This is a genomic window from Ktedonobacter racemifer DSM 44963, from assembly GCF_000178855.1.
Classification (GTDB): Bacteria; Chloroflexota; Ktedonobacteria; order Ktedonobacterales; family Ktedonobacteraceae; genus Ktedonobacter; species Ktedonobacter racemifer.
Map to the genome: position 1 here is coordinate 650,094 of NZ_ADVG01000002.1, position 16,367 is coordinate 666,460.

Consider the following 16,367-nt stretch of genomic DNA (forward strand, 5'->3'; position numbering starts at 1 on the left):
TCGCGTTATTCATTCTGTTGAATGAACTGCTAACCATAGCCGCCTGACTCGGAGATGGGTCTGCTTCAGACTAGCAGTTTCCTCTCCTGGATACCCGCTTTACGGATTGAGGACCAGTCGCTACCGTAGGGCATCGTCTTTCCGTGCTCACTTCACAGGTGAGGAATTGCACCTCACGTCAGATAATCAGTTATCAAGACATTGATCAATGTCTTGCCAGCCTTCCCCTTACTTATCCAGCAAGTTTCGGCTGAACGGATCGCACGTAGCACTGATTGAGGCTTTTGAGGGGTTTGCCACTCACCAGACGAGGCACAAAACCAGGTTTGTCGCTGGTGATGGCTGCGAGCACATTGACGCCCACATCCACGGCGGCTCGAAGCTGCGGGGTGACCGCAGCCGGTTGGATCTCCTGCTCATAGACAACCTCGACCATGTAACCATCGGCGCGTGGAACGATGCGAACCTGCCTCATGGCCTCCCAGGTGATCTGAGTCGTAATTTCGATCGGCAATCCTGATGGGACCAGTTTGCCTGTGCGCTTGAATGCTCTCTTGCCCAGGGCTTTTTTCTCGTAGATGAGCATGAAGCGGCCTTTGGCCTTGTCTTTATAGCCAGGGATCTTGGGGCGTCCCGTGAAGGCGGAGGGGTCTTCGCGATAGGCCTCCATTACGCGCAAAAAAGCTGATCCAATTCTTGTGAAGCTGAATGAGGATGGCATTACTGACTTTGCGAGGGAGGGCTTGATAGGCTTCATGCTGTTTCAAGCGATGAAAGATGACAGCGTAGGGCAGGTAGGTTCCCTCATGAATGAAGGCTTGCCGGACGTGATAATTGGCCTGGTTGTACAGGTTTTTGGAGGCAAAGGCCGCCTGGTCAATGACGGCAAAGCGTGCATCATGGAGACGAATGAGATGTCGTTCGACCAACTGCATCTGGTGGCCTCCTCCTTTTCCAACAACACGTCCTTCGAGTCGATGTGCCTCTCTCTTGTTCTTTGATTGAAGAACATTCTTTCCAACAGAACTCTACCAGAGACGCCTTCATTTGTCAACATTGGGCATAATTGCTTGGAAACGTTTTTAACACCTGCGAGAGTAGGTTTTCATTCGCGAAAAGCAAGATCTCTTCCAGATCGGCCTCCATAGTGATGGCTTTACGCGTCCACTGTGGCTCACAAGCCAGGATCAACGTTCTGATCTGTTTATCCAGGCGATAAGACTTCGGCTCAACCGTCAGATGCTTTGATTCCAGGGAGGCAAGCTTGAGCATATTCTCAGTCATTCTGGAGAGCCGCATGCTATCGGTTTCGATAACACCAAGATAGTGTTCTCTCTCTAAAACCGACAGGTGTTTATCATGCAGAGCCTGCGCAAAGCCCTGAATTGAGGTCAACAGTGACTGGATTTCATGCGACACATTCGATATAAACTCCTGTCGCATATGCTCCATCTGGTTTAACTCTTCAGCCATTTGATTCACACTCTTCGTCAGTTCACTTGTAAACCCATTGGCCCCAACCTCTGGGTCGAGCCTGATCTGAAAATCGCCTTTCGCGATTCGCTTCATCGCCTCGATAATTGGTTCAAAGACCTGCATGCGTTGTCGCCTGACTTCTGACCTGGCGCTGCTCCAGGCAATGTAGACAGTGAAAAGCAAGACAAATACCAATAGACCAAAGAGTGAATTCAAGACCTGAACCAGGAAGGGAGGAAGCGTCAAGCCAGTCGCAGCATACAGCGACGCCGTCAGGAAAAAGACGCCAGCCCAGATACCACACAAGAGCAACATCACGACCACACCCACAGCAGTAACCTGAATAACCCACCTCGTCTTCATCAGTCCACCTCCAACCGATATCCCAGACCCCGGATAGTTTTTATGCGGAAGGAATGCTGATCTTCCGGAAAGCGCTCGCGAAGCCGATTAATATGCACATCCAGGGTACGTTCATTGCCCGCAAAGTCATAGCCCCATATATCCTCAATCAACTGGTCGCGAGAAAAAGTCCTTCCTTCCTTCCTTCCTGGCTCGCTCGCCAGCTTGAACAGTACCTCAAATTCTTTCAGGGGTAACGTGAGGCGTTCCCCATGCACACTCATTTCAAAGGTTTTGTGATCCATACGTAGCTCACCAACCTGAAGCTGCTGTGAGGTAGCAATGCGATAGCGCTTCAACAGAGCCTTGACCCTGGCAACCAGTTCAGGTGGCTCAAAAGGCTTGACCAGGTAATCATCAGTACCCACCTGGAAACCTTTGAGTTTCTGGCTGGTTTCCCCCTGGCTGTGAGCATGAGGATGGGGACATCAGAGTACCTGCGTAGCTCCTGACACAACTTCCAGCCGTCCATCTTTGGCATCATGATATCAAGGATAACCAGGTCGATTTTGCTTTGTGCAAAGACGGCAAGGGCCTCAACGCCATCAGACGCCTCAGCGAGCGTAAAGCCTTCCTGTTGTAGAAAGATACGCGATAGCTCCCGAAGATGAACATCATCATCTACCAGTAAAATAGTGCTCACAGAAATAGTCCGCCCTGTTTATGGAATAAGAACAACAACCTGACGATCCCATCCAACACGCATCCAGCCCATTGATAATAGTAACCTTGCCTGAGCTGATATTCTCCGTGGGCTAAAGCTGTATGAGCAGGAAGCGCTCCCGCTCCTTCGCAGTCTGAGCCAGTTGTTGCGTCATCTGGCGTAGCGTAGCGCTCTGACTCGCCCAATCCTCAGGAGTTATACGCGAAACGTGCTGATATATTCGCTCACTGCCGCGTACAAGTAGCAGGTCAAAGTTCAGCAACTGTGTCAAAAGAGCGTGCTCTTGCCGAAAGCGCCACCATATACGATCCTGGGTCGGGACCGACATCCCACGGATGCCAGATTCCACACTCGCAAGGGCCTGTTGAGCCGCCTCAATAGCTCGTATTTGCGCCATGGCTTCCTGGGGTGGATCAGGGTTGGCACGCGTCAGAGGAGGAATGAAGCGCGTATGATAATCGCTACGCAATTGCGCGAGCAGGGATACCGCTTGTGAAAGAGAGTAGGAGGCTCGCTCTCGCACAAGCACATCGTCCGCGCGTGCCTGGTCTGTCTTATTATAGAAGTTATAGCCGTAGCCCGTGAGCAGCAATTGCAATTGTTGCACGAGCGGATTGTTGGATGGTTGTGAACTCATCTCGATCCCTCCCGATAACGGGCAAGCATGAGCTTGCCCGTATCCCTTTGATTATTCTTTTAGCGAGGTGGCTGAACCGGTGCGCGTGGAGGAGTGGGTGCAGGAGCGTGTGATGAGTTGGCCGTATAGTGATCAGCATTTGTGGTTGGCTGTACACCATTGACATTGAAGGGTTGGCCAATCGCCATATTGGGAGCGGAGACAATCCCTCTTTCCGCCATCAACATCGCTGTGTAGTAACGCACCGCATCTAGCTCGCTCAAACCAAAAGCCTTGAGCGAAATCAGCGCCTTCATGCGCTCATCGCGAGGGAACACCAGAACTTTCACTGTATTGAGCGCGATTCCATACGTCGCCAGGAATTGCTGGAGGTGCTGAAATACGATCTGCGAAAGATCGTGAATCTTTTCATTCACCACTTCGAGGGGGGTAATCTGCACAACCTGGTTGACCGCCTGCTCAATGACGGGGCCAGCATAGGCGTTGATCTCTTGCGTTGTCAATGCATGTCCCCGGTAGGGCATGTGTTGGACAAGTTGTACCGCGGCCTCGCGCGTCTCAACATGAACATAGTAATCCACGCTATAGACCATCTCGGCCATTTCTCGTGAGAGAGCCATGCCGGTTGTTTTCAGCACGAGCTTGGCACGATTGATGTAGAGCGCCTCATACTGCCAGGGGCTCTGCCCACCATAGAAGGCCTGTTGCATTGAGCCGAAAAGAGGACGATCAGGGGTCTGAATCGTATACTGCCCTGTTTCGTAGACATTGAGAATAGCTCCCCGCGACTTGAGAACGCAGAAATGGTTGCTCTCCACCGTAAGCAACGAGCCATTCATGATGCCATTGTGGGGATAATGCCAGAGGAGAATTTCTGGCCCCATTATCTCCTCGCCGTTTTCGCTCAACGTCGAAATCACGTTACGGATGCCTGTCATAATACCTCCTATTATCTCAGAAGAGTATGGCCAACCTGCTGGCAGACAAAAACTTCTGCCATACTGATAGACGATATCTTTTGGATCTCATCAAATATCGGCCTCTGGATACCTCTACTTTTGGATACCCCTGCTTTGAGAACACCCTTTCAAGATGGGACAGCCGTTAAAGAGTATGCTTTATCTAACGTAGCGAGGAGCAATGCATCGAACCAGGTATGGAAGTGGTTGGTCGTTACCGAGGAGAAAGCAACGGTGTTCCGACACCAACGGGACTGGCTGGATTACGGAACTAATTGGGCACCGCTTATAAACGTCCCCACATATTCTGTTTGCCGCCGCTTCCATCGTACGGGCTGACCACAATCTCAAAAGTGTCAATCTTCTCTGCGGCCCAGGCCAGCAGGCGCTGGCCTTCTGCCTGCAATTCCTGTGATATGCTGACCGGAAGAGGCTCAAAGGGCTGGATAATGAGCCTGGCTACGGTAGGGGTGCGCTCGATATACCAGATGCCACTGACGAAGCCATCGACGAGAAAGGTAGGCAGGACAAGAGATCTGCCAGGGATGACATAAGAGCGGTAGTGGTCGGGAATGATGCGCTGGCGGTCGTTGTAGGCCAGAATGAGATTGTCAAAATCGGGGATAAAACGTATGGGCGCAGGAGTATGCGCAGATGGCAAGAGCGCGCCGGGTAGGTCGAAGAGTTCGCGGCCCTGCTCGTCGCGGAAGGTAGTGAGCTCTGGGCGCAGGATCTCGACTGCTGACTGAAGGCGACTAAGGCCAGACCAGATTTGCAGATCCTTGGCGCTAGCCGGACCAAAGGCAGCGAGGTAGCTGCGGATGAGCACACGCAGGCCTTCTGCAGGAGGAACAAATGAGCGCCCTAACCAGGCCTGAGCCTCGGTATAGGCCGGGCTACCACCGACACCCCAGGTGCCACCGGGGAAGACCTGGATCAGCGAGAGAGCCACGCGCACGGCGTAAAGCAGGCGCTCGTCCATCTGCGGTACCAGTTCGGCCAGGCGAGCGCGCAGCTCGACATTGGTGCGTGGCTTCTCACGCAGAAAGCCCTGCATCTCAGTCAACAGACGCTCTCTTGTGAGGCCGCTGGCGAGCGGCTGACCAAAAAAGCTCTCCAGTTGACGCGCATGCAAAGTGGCCAGCGCAGGCCGGAAATTCACATAATCCTCAGTAGTTGTCAGGTGCAGTGTGCGGCGCATCATCGACGTCCTCACTACCTCGCGCCGTTCCAGCAAGCTTGTCAGATCCACTCTCTGGAAGGCCTGCAAGCGACTCCATAGCCCTATATATGGCGGATTAGCGAGCTGGCCCTGCAAACCTGCCACCTGTCTGATCGCGGCCAGGGGAGTTATGCTAGTCCGCTCCAACAAAAGCTGCCTCGCCAGAGTGGCACGATTTAGCTCGCGTAGAGTTAGGATGCGTTCGCCCATCAGTCTCTCCTTTACACCTTGCTCTCCTGCCTGGTTTCTACGTACAAGCAAAGTATATCTCAAAAGGGAGACACAATCCGCCCTCATTCATAGCAATATCCGCCACAAACTGGGGGCTGAGAATCGCACGCAGGCTATCGCCCGCGCGAGCAGATTCGTTGCTCTAAAAAGGGCTTCTCCGACTCACCACCAAACTGCATGTATATCGTTATGCTCAGTGAGCGCTCAAAGTGTGAGAAGACACTCTCATGTCTTCTCACACTTTTTATTAAAAGGGTCAAGCTCATCTTTTCTGAGCGGGTTTCCTCATCCCTGCCGAAGTTGAGGCATGGGGACAGGAATGGTATAGGTCTGCCCCCCTACGCCTACTCCTCCTTCGCAGCTATTTGGAGGGGTTGTACAGGTACCCCGCGCTGAAGGACACTCGGCAGCCCAGAACATATAGCCTAGCATCCCACTCGTGGTCCCTGCTCCGTTAGGAGCCACCGAATGCACATAGCTGCCAGTGGTATCTATGAGCGATCCACTGAAATGGTAGCATTCCGGCTGAACGGCCCCGTTGGCACTGGTAATATAGAGACCTCCGGTGAGCTTGGCTGGAGCAAGTGGAGGAATCGGGGGACTATACTGGGGCTTCCCATCAATATGTTCTTGCCAGTTCGCCTCTGCGCTGCTCGCACTGCTTGGCTGTCTGCTCGGCACCATGGCATTGGCATAATCGAGTACAGGAGTCGAAGTTGTAAGCCAGGATGTGGTCGCCTTCGTCGTCAAGCCTATCAGCCACCGATCGCCAGCAGCCAGATCAATAGTCAAGCGCGCCGCGGGATTGCTCCCCGTCGCATCGTAGGGCTCCATAGAACGATAGGCATCAATGAATGCTTGCAGCCCAGTTAAATTGGGTGAGCTTGACTCTTCATAGTCAATCTCGATGCCCACTCCCAATTGTTGAGCGACCGCTGCCGCGTTAAGCCCTAACTGAGTGGGATTGGTGGCAAGTGCCTGATTCCAGGCACTGACATAGGTAATCCCGCCGATGGAGAGCATGACGCGGATATTATGACTCTTGAAATAATTCACAATATCCGCTGTCATCCCAATGGGAAGGCCCTGCGTCGTTTGCGCATCTGTGGTCTTATTGAGCAATTTGAGCGGTTGAACGAAGCTCAAGACCACCAGATTTACAGAGGGAACACCATCTCCTCGATCAATAAGCCAATGATTTTTGCTATCGAACTCAGTCACACTGCGTACCGTTCCCCAGAGGCAGCCATCGTTACTACACTGCCAGGCGCCATAGACCGAGATCGGGGTAGAAGTGGCGGCTCCTACATGGGATGAGGCTTTGCTAAGAGGAACGTGGATAAAGAGCAGAAACAGTGCCGTACAGATGCCTAATACATGAGCTACGAGCTTTTTGTGTGGCATTCTCTCCTCCTCAAAAATAAGGGATTTACATACATCAAACAAAACGTTCGTGAAATGAAGCGAAAAAGAGGTCCTGCAACCTCCAGCTGAGTGGCGTACCCATTCGCTATCCGGCGTGATATCACCCCGGATAGCGAATGTTGAGCCTATGCGAACCAGCTTAGGGGTAGCTGACCTGGTCAGCGACATTGGTGCTGGAGTTCGATGGACCGCCAGTCGTGTTGATAATGTGAGTAATCGTGCCGGTTCCGCCCAGCGAGACGGTGACCATATCGTGGAACTGGACCCCGGAGGTAGTGGGAACCTCAAAGGAATGATCCTCGACCACGCCAGGATTCACATTGAAGTAGCAGTAGCTGCCCAATCCCCATGCCTGGTGGCTGGTAACGGCATTCGCCACCTTGTAGGCCGCGAAGCCGTTGGTACTGCCGTTCATCCAGGCTGCTTGATTGGGTGGATCGTAGGGGAGTTCGTTCTGGAAGAAGTAGGTACGGCCACCGTTACCGTTCCAGATGACCTGGTACTGCTGATAATGCTCGACGAACAGGCCATACGCGGTCACGTTATTGCCATTGACAATCAGGCCATTGGCGGCGGTATTGATGGTCCAACCAACGCTATTGGCGTTGCCATGGTCCGCGCGCCAGAGCCAGAGGTCATCGAGAATGACATCATTACTGTTGATCACCAGGCTCTGAGTGGCCCGCCCGGCTGCGGCGCCGCCAATCCTGAAGAAGACATCGCTCAGCAGCGTTGGGTTGGCCGCGTGACTCTGTGAAGATCCACTCGGGCCAACTTGCAACAGAACTGGCGAGTTGGCCGAGCCCGCGTCAAAGAGCAGGCCCGCGATCGAGACGCCATCGACATCGGCGACGGTCATAGGGATGATCCCATTTTGCGGTTGCAGCGTGGCCAGGCCTAGGCCAAGGACCACCGTGTTCGCACGCGTCACCTGAATTGTATTGCTGAGGGAATAGATGCCGGGCGTGAAGAGCAGGTTTAACCCCTGCGAGAGCGCGTTATTGAGCGTCGTCGAGGTATCGCCTGGCTGGGCAATATAGAACTGACTGAGGGGGATGGATGTTCCGGCTGGCGACCCACTCGCCCAGCTTGTCCCCTGGGCGTTGGTCCGCAGCGTGGGAACAAAGACCTGGTAGTTGCCGGACTGATCGATATACAGAAACGGCTTTTCTCGTATTACAGGTGCCTGGCCAACTACGGTGTATGGTGGATGAGGAAAGCTTTGTCCCGGTGCGCCGTTGACCCCAACGAAGACCATGTTCCAGTTGGAGCCAGTCCAGCTCCCCAACTGGTCATTCCTGGACAGCCACTGCTGTTGCGAACCCGAGTTGACCTGGCCCGTGACATTCGTATCAGCCAGGAAGCCACCACTAGACCAGCCACCGTCATCCAGTTGCATGTTTCCATGCACATCCATGCGGCGGAAAGGCGCGGCCTGCGACACCGCCCAGACGTTGGTGCCCGTGGGAGGAATCACGGCCATGTTCTCGGCCCCGCGCCAAAAGTTCAGGGTGGCGTTCCCCTGCATCCAGGCGGCTGAGACATGAACCGCGCCATTGATCGTCACATCGTCGGGCAGATAGCCAAGCCCCAGCGCCTGCGTATAGAAGCCAAGGTTGACATCAACGTTGTAGACGCCCGGCTTGAAGAGGAAGGCATAGCGATTCGTGCCAAATTGATTACTCTGCTGTTGATTGAAGACCGACGTCAAGGTGTTTTGAATCGTTGCACTGGACATCGTGGGATCAAAAACATACACATTGGGACCAAAATTCGGCGTCCCGGGTCCGCTGACCAGTCCCCAGCGGAACTGTTCCCACCCCTGAATCTGCGTTATGTTGGCATCTAGAGGTGTATTGGTCTGATCAGTGCGCGCACTCACATAGTTACCATTGGCCGCCGACTGTAAAGCAATCGTTCCATTGCTCTGCGGCAACCAGCTAAATTGCTCCCACCCTTGCACTTGAGTTGCGGTAGCCTGCAAGGGAACATTCGTCTGACTGATGCGCGCACTCACATAATTATTGTTGGCGTGTGCGCGCAAAGCAATAAGACCGTTGCCAGCATCAACGACATCAAACTCCTCCCAGGCCTGGACCTGGGTTGCTGTGGCCTGCAAGGGAGCATTCGTCTGATTGATGCGCGCACTCACATAACTGTTGTTATTTGTTGTCTGGAGCCAGATCGTCTGGCCGATAGGGGCAGAGGCAGCATATGTGGTATGCGAGCCCATGACCTCGGGTAATAGGCCCAGAGAACCTACCACAATGGCAGAGCCAGCCAGGAAACGTCGTCGAGAAACTCTCATCGTACTTTCCTCCATGAAAGGCGAGAAATAAACCTGGAAGTCCCGCGTCTTGAGGGACTGGGAAGGTGTCACCAGCGAAAAGAAAGAGGGGAACGGAAACAAAGGGGAATTTTTGTGAAAGGAATAGACATATTTCCTCCTTGAAATATCTAGCAAACGCGGCATTCTCTGTTAGCAAGCTCTTGCCTGGAGGCCTTTCCGCTTCATGCGTACTTGTTCACCTGGCGTTTCGCTCACAGCATGCCAAATAACCTCTAGAGAGAGAATACCATGCTTCTAAGCATAAGGTCAATATATCTATACCACCATACAAGATCTCGTAGCGGTGAGATTTACAGAGAACGGCCCAGAAAGCCCCGCTCTTTCTAAGGCGGGGATGAATGGGCGTTCCTTTCGGGCTGGTTGGGTGGAGAGGAAGCATCGCTCTTCTTTCGCACTGTGTTCTCCACAGGATGAAGAACGATTATCGTCTTGTATTGTCTCACGCTTGCGCGCGAAGCTCATGGAAGTCAGAGCGCCGGATCCGGTATCCTCCTCTTCGACCTACCTGAAGAGCGCGGAGTTGCTTCTCACGAATCCATTTCCGAACGGTACATCGTCGAGTGACCGGAAGAAGCCTGCTCAACTGGAATAGCTGTGTAGGCATGTGAACGTGGAGAAAGACACGAGGGACGGGCAGTAATCCCCTCTCTTTCTGAAGAGATATTCTGCATTGGAAGGCAACGCACATCATGAAGCGAGCCCGCGACACCGACCTTTCTTCTCGAACTCCCTCTCCAGATCGATTGGAGCCAGGAACACCATGTACGTGCGCACCTGGAAGCGGCTCGGTGCCTCTACAACGCTCTGCTTGCTGAAGCCATGAAGCGGCTCCGATGCATGCGCAATGATCCTCTGCATGGAACAAGGCGCGGGCTCTCCCACGCTCGCACAAACAGCAACGCGCTCAGGCTTTTTCTGCCTTACGTAAGAAGTATCACTTCTCCGAATACGAGCTACACGAGTATGCCAAGCGTGCCCGTGTCTCGTGGATCGCTGATCACATCGAGAGCACGATGGCTCAAACCCTTGCGACTCGCGCCTATCAGGCGGTCAACCGGGTCTGTGTTGGGAAAGCCACACGAGTACGCTTCCGCAGCAAGGGACGTGGCATCGATAGCGTGGAGGGCAAACGCAACGATGTCGGCATGCGCTTCGTATGTGATCCCAATGCGGGCGATGGCGGCTTCCTGATCTGGAACCAAGAGGTCATCCCAGCCATCATCGACTGGGGAGACCCGGTGGTGCAGCATGGCATGCGCCACCCCATCAAGTATGTGCGCCTGGTTCGCCGCAAAGCTTCCTCACCACAGGCACAGGGAGCCGATAAAGACAGCAATCGTTATTCCGTGCAATTGGTTTTAGAGGGCCATGCCTTCGTCAAACCGAAGCATGAGGAGGGAGGCAAAGACACGATTGGCCTGGATATTGGCCCATCGACCCTCGCTCTTGTCCCTCGTCGAGCAAAGGCGGACCTGGTCACGTTCTGCCAGGAGCTTTCCCCCAATGCCAGCAAAAAACGCCGGTTGCAGCGCAAGATGGACCGGCAAAGACGCGCCACGAATCCCAACAATTACGACGAAAAGGGCCGTGTCAAAAAGGGCAAGGGTCGTCTCAAATGGAGGGAGAGTAAGCGATACCAGGCGACCAGGAGACAACACGCCACGACCGAAAGACGGCTGGCTGCTCACCGCAAGAGTCTGCATGGACACCTGGCTCATCGCATCGCTTCGGTGGGCACCACGATCACCATAGAGAAAACCTCGTTCAAAGGATGGCAGAAGCAGTATGGTCGGAGCATCGGACTTCGCGCACCAGGGATGTTTCTAGCGCATTTGACTCGCATAGTTGCAAAAACTGGCGGCACCCTGCGCGAAGTTTCAGCCTACCAGACCAAACTGTCTCAGTACTGCCAGAAGTCGGGGCAGTATCACAAGAAGCCACGATCACAGCGTTGGCACCGTTGTGAGTGCGGGTTGGGACCAGTGCAACGTGATCTGTATTCGGCCTTCCTGATTGCCCACCTGGAACCTGAGCAAACAACACCCTCCATCACCCAGCCTGTCTGGGAAGGTGCGGAGCCGCGCCTGCGAGCCGTGATGGAGGATCTGCAACAACGTGCGAATGAAGGGGAGCCATTCCCCCGAAGCATGGGCGTGTCGGCTTCTGGCAAAGCTGCCCGTGCCAGAGCGCGTCGGCTGAAAAGTCCTGCCTATCTCCACCAAGAGCCGGTTTCTCCTTCGGGAGAGGCCGGAAACGGTGGGTGAGGAACAGGAACCTCCGTGCATGTATGCCGGAGAGGCCTCAGTCTAGATCTTTCATGCCTTAGAAAAAAGGCTGCTTCGCAAGCACTTCTATCGATTCAAAATCAGTCTTGCTTGTGATGAGAAGAGATGCCAGGCCTGGCAAGAGGGCAAACAGCTCTTGACGAGTTTTCTAAATCAACCTTACAATGTTTCTGCATATAACGATAAAAACCAGGCAGGAACGTTCCTGCCTTAAGCAGCGTTGTGGAGGATACAGAATGCTCACGGCCATTGCTTCTCAGATCGGCCCCTATCGCCTCAAACGCCAGATTGGTTCAGGCGGCTTTGGGAAGGTATTTCTCGCGGAACATACCACAAAGCAGACTCAGGTCGCTCTCAAAGTACTCCATACTTTCTCTGATGACGACGAGGAAGAGAAAGAAGCCTATGCAGAGGCTGTCGCAGCTTTTCAGCAGGAATTCCGCATATTGCAACAAATGCAACACACCCATATTGTGCATGTGCTGGATGGCCAGTTGGAGGGAGAAACACCGTATGTGGCGATGGAGTACTGCTCCTATGGAGCCTTTGCGCGGCGTTATCCTCTAGGGGTAATTTTCCCGCTGGCCCTGATTGTCTCACGCGTGCGCCAGGTCGCGTCAGCACTGCATTACGCTCATGAACTGGGAGTAATTCATCGTGATGTGAAGCCACAAAATATGCTGTTCGGGGTCAACGAGGAAATCTTGCTCAGTGACTTTGGGCTGGCGGCGCTTACGCACAAGGGTGACGGTGATCCCGATGATCCCTACCGCTTCTCCGGCACTCTATACTATATGGCACCTGAGCAGTTCTTCGGGTCTCCGATCCCCAACAGCGATCAATATGCCCTTGGCGTGACCGTCTACAACTGGCTAAGCGGCAACTTTCCTTTTTATGGCTCGACCCACCAGTTTGCCGCGTATTTCCAGGGAGCAACGCCGCCCCTACCATTGGGCGACCAGATTCCCGATCTGCCTGCTGGCGCCGAAGCGGTAATCATGCGAGCCCTGGCGATAAACCCCGATGAGCGTTATCCCAACGTCATGGCCTTCGCAGATGCCCTGGAAGAAGCCAGCCAGGCCAAAGCTGATTTTTATGCCCTGCCCATTGACTGGGCGCAGGAAGCCAGTGCCCAGCTTTGGGCCGACCAGGCGCTGGTGCTCCATGACGCCAAACGCTACGAAGAGGCCAAAGAGACCTGTAGTCGTGCGCTAGCGCTCAATCCCCGTTTCTACGAGGCCTATGCCCACCGGGCTCTGATCAAATATGAGCTCAAAGACTACGCCGCGGCGCTAGAAGATCTAAATCATGTGGTTGAGTTCGCTCCCGACCTACAAGTCGCGTATAAATATCGCGCCCTGGTCTATCACAAGTTGGAACAATTTGAGCAGGCCATCGCCAACCAGACCCACATCCTTGAACGTGATGATGCGGACGCGGTTATGTATAATAATCGCGGCTATGCCTATCAAAGGTTGGAGCAGTTCCAGGCGGCGCTCGCGGACTTTCAGCAGGCCATTACGCTTTTCCCACGTTTCGCCCTCGCGTATGCCAATCAGGCTGGAGTCTACCGTGAACTTGGCGAATTCCAGAAGGCGCAGGACAATATCCAGCAGGCCCTGGAACTAGAGCCAACCCTGGTTCTCGCGTACAACGAGCAGGCAATGTTATTGCATAAACTTGGCAGACATGAAGAGGCGCTGGCCTGCATCAGGCACGCACAGGAAATAAACCCGCATGATACTCACACCTGGGTCGCGCTGGGTGGGATTTCCTATGATCTCGAAGAGTATGAGCAGGCCCGTATCGCTTTTACCCGAGCGTTGGAACTGGAGCCGGCATCTGCTGATGGCTGGTATCTTCTTGGTTGCATATCTATCAAACTCGGGGATTACTCACGTGCGTTAGAAGAGCTTTCGCAAGCAGCGAAGGTTCGTCCAACCTACACGCGTGCCTATCATGAGCGCGCCCTGCTGTTGTATACCTTGCAGCAATATGAGCAGGCGCTGGTGGAGTTTGAGAAAGCGTTTGCACTCGATCCGACAAATGCAAAGTACTGGTCTGAGTTCACCTCGCTGCTTCTCAAGCTGGGGGGAAACGACCTGGTTCGAGACATGTTGCTGCGCGTCATCCAGCGCCATCCAACGCTCTCCGAAGCCTGGTTTCAACTGGCATCGTGTTCCGCGTATAACGACCGTTTTGTCTCAGCGCACCAGCAATATAGCAGAGCACTTAAATTCAATCCCCATAACGCCTTTGCCTACGCCATGCGCGCTCTGTGCAACCTGGAGATGAAGCACTATAATAGCGCGCTCGTCGATTGTCGCAGAGCCAGCGCGCTTGATCCCGAGCACTATCTCCCCTGGCAGACACGCGGAAACGTTTTTCTGGCAATTGGTCAGAATGACAGGGCCTACCAGGCTTTTAGCCAGTTGATCGAAAGAAACCCAGATGATGCTGCCAACTGGCAGACACGCGCCACAGCCTCGTATCAAGCACACAATTATGCACAGGCCATTGCCGACTGCACCCAGGCGCTCACGTTGGATGAAGAACTTGCTGAAGCCTACTTGACCCGAGCACAGAGTCAACGAGAACTCGCGCATCTTACTGAGGCCATAGCGGATTATCAAAACTACCTGGCCGCCAGCCCTAAAGATATGGAGGCCTGGAGACAATTGGAGCAGGTCTATGAGATGCTCGGAGATCCTGATCGAGCGCTGGCAGCGCATCAGCAGGCCGAGCAACTGATGACATCGTCGCATGCATTGGTAGAGCAACAGAGCGAAGGCAAGTAACCGGTAGAGATTGCACAAAGCAGCCAGGTGGTGTGAGAAACCGTTCGCAAGAAATGATGCCATATATTGACAAATGTAGCCATTTATAGTACATTTGTTGTATGAATTTGAGTCAATACGCAAAACAACAAGGCATTAGTTACCGAACGGCGTTTCGTTGGTGGCAAGCTGGTCAAATCAAGGGCTACCAAGCCCCTTCTGGAACGATTCTTGTCACTCCAGAAGAGCCAACTACTCAGGCCGAAAAGATAGCCATTTACGCTCGTGTTTCGACGAGGGAGCGTAAAGACAACCTAGAACGACAAGTTGAACGCTTGAGTTCCTATTGTGCTGCAAAAGGCTATCAAATCAGCCTGAGTGTCAAAGAGATTGCTTCAGGGGTCAACGACAGTCATCCCAAGTTGCTCTCTCTTCTGAAGGATACCAGCATTACCCGCATTGTGGTTGAGCACCGTGATCGTCTGACGCGCTTTGGATTTCACTACCTTGAAATGCTTTTAGCGATCCAAGGGCGAACTATTGAGGTTGTGAATCAAGCAGAGGATGATAAAGAAGACTTGATGGCTGATTTGACGGCTATCTTGTATTCGTTCACCGCACGGATGTATGGGCAACGCCGTGCTAAACGCAAGACAGAGAAAATGGTCAGGGAATTAGAAGCAAAGGACGAGTAAGGATGCAACTGGTCGAACGTCATTTCATTCATCAAGGCGATGTGCGCTATGCTGCCATCGATGCTGCGTCCTTTGCTTCCAAGAACCTCTACAATCTGGCAAACTATCACATGCGCCAGGCGTTCATTCAGACTGGAAAGTACCTGGGATATGCAGAGGTCTATCATCTGGTCAAGCACACTGATGCCTACAAAGCCTTGCCGCGTAAGGTAAGCAATGATGTTTTGCGTTTGCTTGAGAAGAACTGGAAGGCATTTCGCAAAGGGCTTGCAGCGTGGTTTGAAGACCCTTCAAAGTTCTTAGGTCGCCCCAAGTTGCCAAAATACAAACACAAACACAAAGGGCGAAACATTCTCGTCTATGATATTCAGGCCATCTCAAAAAAGGCCCTCAAGAAAGGAATGGTGGCCCCATCACAACTCGGTCTTGAAATTCCGACCAAACATCCTCACGTCAATCAAGTTCGCATGGTTCCTCGCAATGGCTTCTATGTGATAGAGATTGTCTATGAGCAGGAGCCAAAACCGGCTGTCGTTGACCCTTTGCTTGTGGCTGGTATTGATATTGGGTTGAACAATTTGGCGACGCTAACTTCAAACAAAGCAGGCTTTGAGCCTGTGCTTGTTAACGGGCGTCCCCTGAAAAGTATCAATCAGTGCTACGTGCGATCCGTTCAGCCGAAACTTGCTGGATAAGTAAGGGGAAGGCTGGCAAGACATTGATCAATGTCTTGATAACTGATTATCTGACGTGAGGTGCAATTCCTCACCTGTGAAGTGAGCACGGAAAGACGATGCCCTACGGTAGCGACTGGTCCTCAATCCGTAAAGCGGGTATCCAGGAGAGGAAACTGCTAGTCTGAAGCAGACCCATCTCCGAGTCAGGCGGCTATGGTTAGTAGTTCATTCAACAGAATGAATAACGCGAATGTGCAACGGAACCATCGTTAGGTTGAACAAGTCAAACAGGCTGATAGACTTGACCAAAAGGTAAGGTACCAATCTGCGAAACAATGGAGAAAGTGAAAGGGTAGTGTAGTGATACCCTGCCTCACTCACTAGCGTACCCGGTGGATAGCACAAACCTACGGCAGCGCAAAACAGATAATCGGAACGGAGTAACTCGAAGGTACGCTCTCATTGGAGGTCGATACGATGAGCAGGAAACCATCCGCAAGCTGCCTCCGAGAAGGATTGCCTAAAAAGCCAATGCCTGGGGTAATGCCCAGGATATGCTGACGTAGG

At 53.1% G+C, this 16,367-nt stretch carries 13 protein-coding genes and 1 pseudogene; 4 read left to right on the forward strand and 10 right to left on the reverse strand.

The genetic code is table 11. From position 1 onward, the window contains the following. Positions 1 to 232: 232 nt before the first annotated feature. The 10 genes and pseudogenes from KRAC_RS76100 to KRAC_RS79550 all read right to left on the reverse strand — a co-directional run bounded on the left by KRAC_RS76100 (position 233) and on the right by KRAC_RS79550 (position 10,057). On the reverse strand, positions 233 to 679 hold the full coding sequence (locus tag KRAC_RS76100) for a hypothetical protein (RefSeq protein WP_244422204.1): 447 nt from the start codon (positions 677 to 679) through the stop codon (positions 233 to 235). Continuing rightward, complete coding sequence (locus KRAC_RS76105) at positions 609 to 935, reverse strand: hypothetical protein (protein WP_040443876.1); 327 nt, start codon at positions 933 to 935, stop codon at positions 609 to 611. The genes KRAC_RS76100 and KRAC_RS76105 overlap by 71 nt, the downstream gene beginning before the upstream one ends. Before the next feature lie 115 nt (positions 936 to 1,050). Further along, a complete protein-coding gene (locus KRAC_RS19185) occupies positions 1,051 to 1,839 on the reverse strand; it encodes a sensor histidine kinase (RefSeq protein WP_007909835.1) in 789 nt (262 codons plus the stop codon). Continuing rightward, a pseudogene (locus KRAC_RS79545) lies at positions 1,839 to 2,521 on the reverse strand (response regulator transcription factor). Before KRAC_RS79545 ends, KRAC_RS19185 begins: the two are co-directional and overlap by 1 nt. 112 nt (positions 2,522 to 2,633) lie before the next feature. Beyond that, entirely contained in the window at positions 2,634 to 3,179 is a 546-nt protein-coding gene (locus tag KRAC_RS19195) for a hypothetical protein (RefSeq protein ID WP_007909843.1), read from the reverse strand. A gap of 59 nt (positions 3,180 to 3,238) precedes the next feature. Then, entirely contained in the window at positions 3,239 to 4,117 is an 879-nt protein-coding gene (locus KRAC_RS19200) for an SPFH domain-containing protein (protein WP_007909849.1), read from the reverse strand. Positions 4,118 to 4,424: 307 nt separating this feature from the next. After that, a complete protein-coding gene (locus tag KRAC_RS19205) occupies positions 4,425 to 5,570 on the reverse strand; it encodes a winged helix DNA-binding domain-containing protein (RefSeq protein ID WP_007909851.1) in 1,146 nt (381 codons plus the stop codon). A gap of 306 nt (positions 5,571 to 5,876) precedes the next feature. Then, a complete protein-coding gene (locus KRAC_RS19210) occupies positions 5,877 to 6,995 on the reverse strand; it encodes a glycoside hydrolase family 18 protein (protein WP_007909853.1) in 1,119 nt (372 codons plus the stop codon). A 160-nt stretch (positions 6,996 to 7,155) separates the two neighbouring features. After that, positions 7,156 to 9,324, reverse strand: a complete 2,169-nt coding sequence (locus KRAC_RS19215; protein WP_007909855.1) for a twin-arginine translocation signal domain-containing protein — start codon at positions 9,322 to 9,324, stop codon at positions 7,156 to 7,158. A gap of 481 nt (positions 9,325 to 9,805) precedes the next feature. Then, positions 9,806 to 10,057: an excisionase family DNA-binding protein gene (locus KRAC_RS79550; RefSeq protein ID WP_075164314.1), complete on the reverse strand. Its 252-nt coding sequence runs from the start codon at positions 10,055 to 10,057 to the stop codon at positions 9,806 to 9,808. A gap of 322 nt (positions 10,058 to 10,379) precedes the next feature. On the opposite strand from KRAC_RS79550, the gene KRAC_RS19220 reads away from it, so the two are divergent. The 4 genes from KRAC_RS19220 to KRAC_RS19235 all read left to right on the forward strand — a co-directional run bounded on the left by KRAC_RS19220 (position 10,380) and on the right by KRAC_RS19235 (position 15,818). Then, positions 10,380 to 11,630 (forward strand): hypothetical protein, encoded by a 1,251-nt coding sequence (locus KRAC_RS19220; RefSeq protein WP_040443878.1) that lies wholly within the window; start codon positions 10,380 to 10,382, stop codon positions 11,628 to 11,630. 257 nt (positions 11,631 to 11,887) lie between these two features. Further along, on the forward strand, positions 11,888 to 14,449 hold the full coding sequence (locus KRAC_RS19225) for a serine/threonine-protein kinase (protein WP_007909857.1): 2,562 nt from the start codon (positions 11,888 to 11,890) through the stop codon (positions 14,447 to 14,449). A 101-nt stretch (positions 14,450 to 14,550) separates the two neighbouring features. Next, on the forward strand, positions 14,551 to 15,123 hold the full coding sequence (locus KRAC_RS19230) for an IS607 family transposase (protein ID WP_007909859.1): 573 nt from the start codon (positions 14,551 to 14,553) through the stop codon (positions 15,121 to 15,123). A gap of 2 nt (positions 15,124 to 15,125) precedes the next feature. Next, positions 15,126 to 15,818: an RNA-guided endonuclease InsQ/TnpB family protein gene (locus KRAC_RS19235; RefSeq protein WP_075164315.1), complete on the forward strand. Its 693-nt coding sequence runs from the start codon at positions 15,126 to 15,128 to the stop codon at positions 15,816 to 15,818. The last annotated feature ends 549 nt before the right edge of the window (positions 15,819 to 16,367 follow it).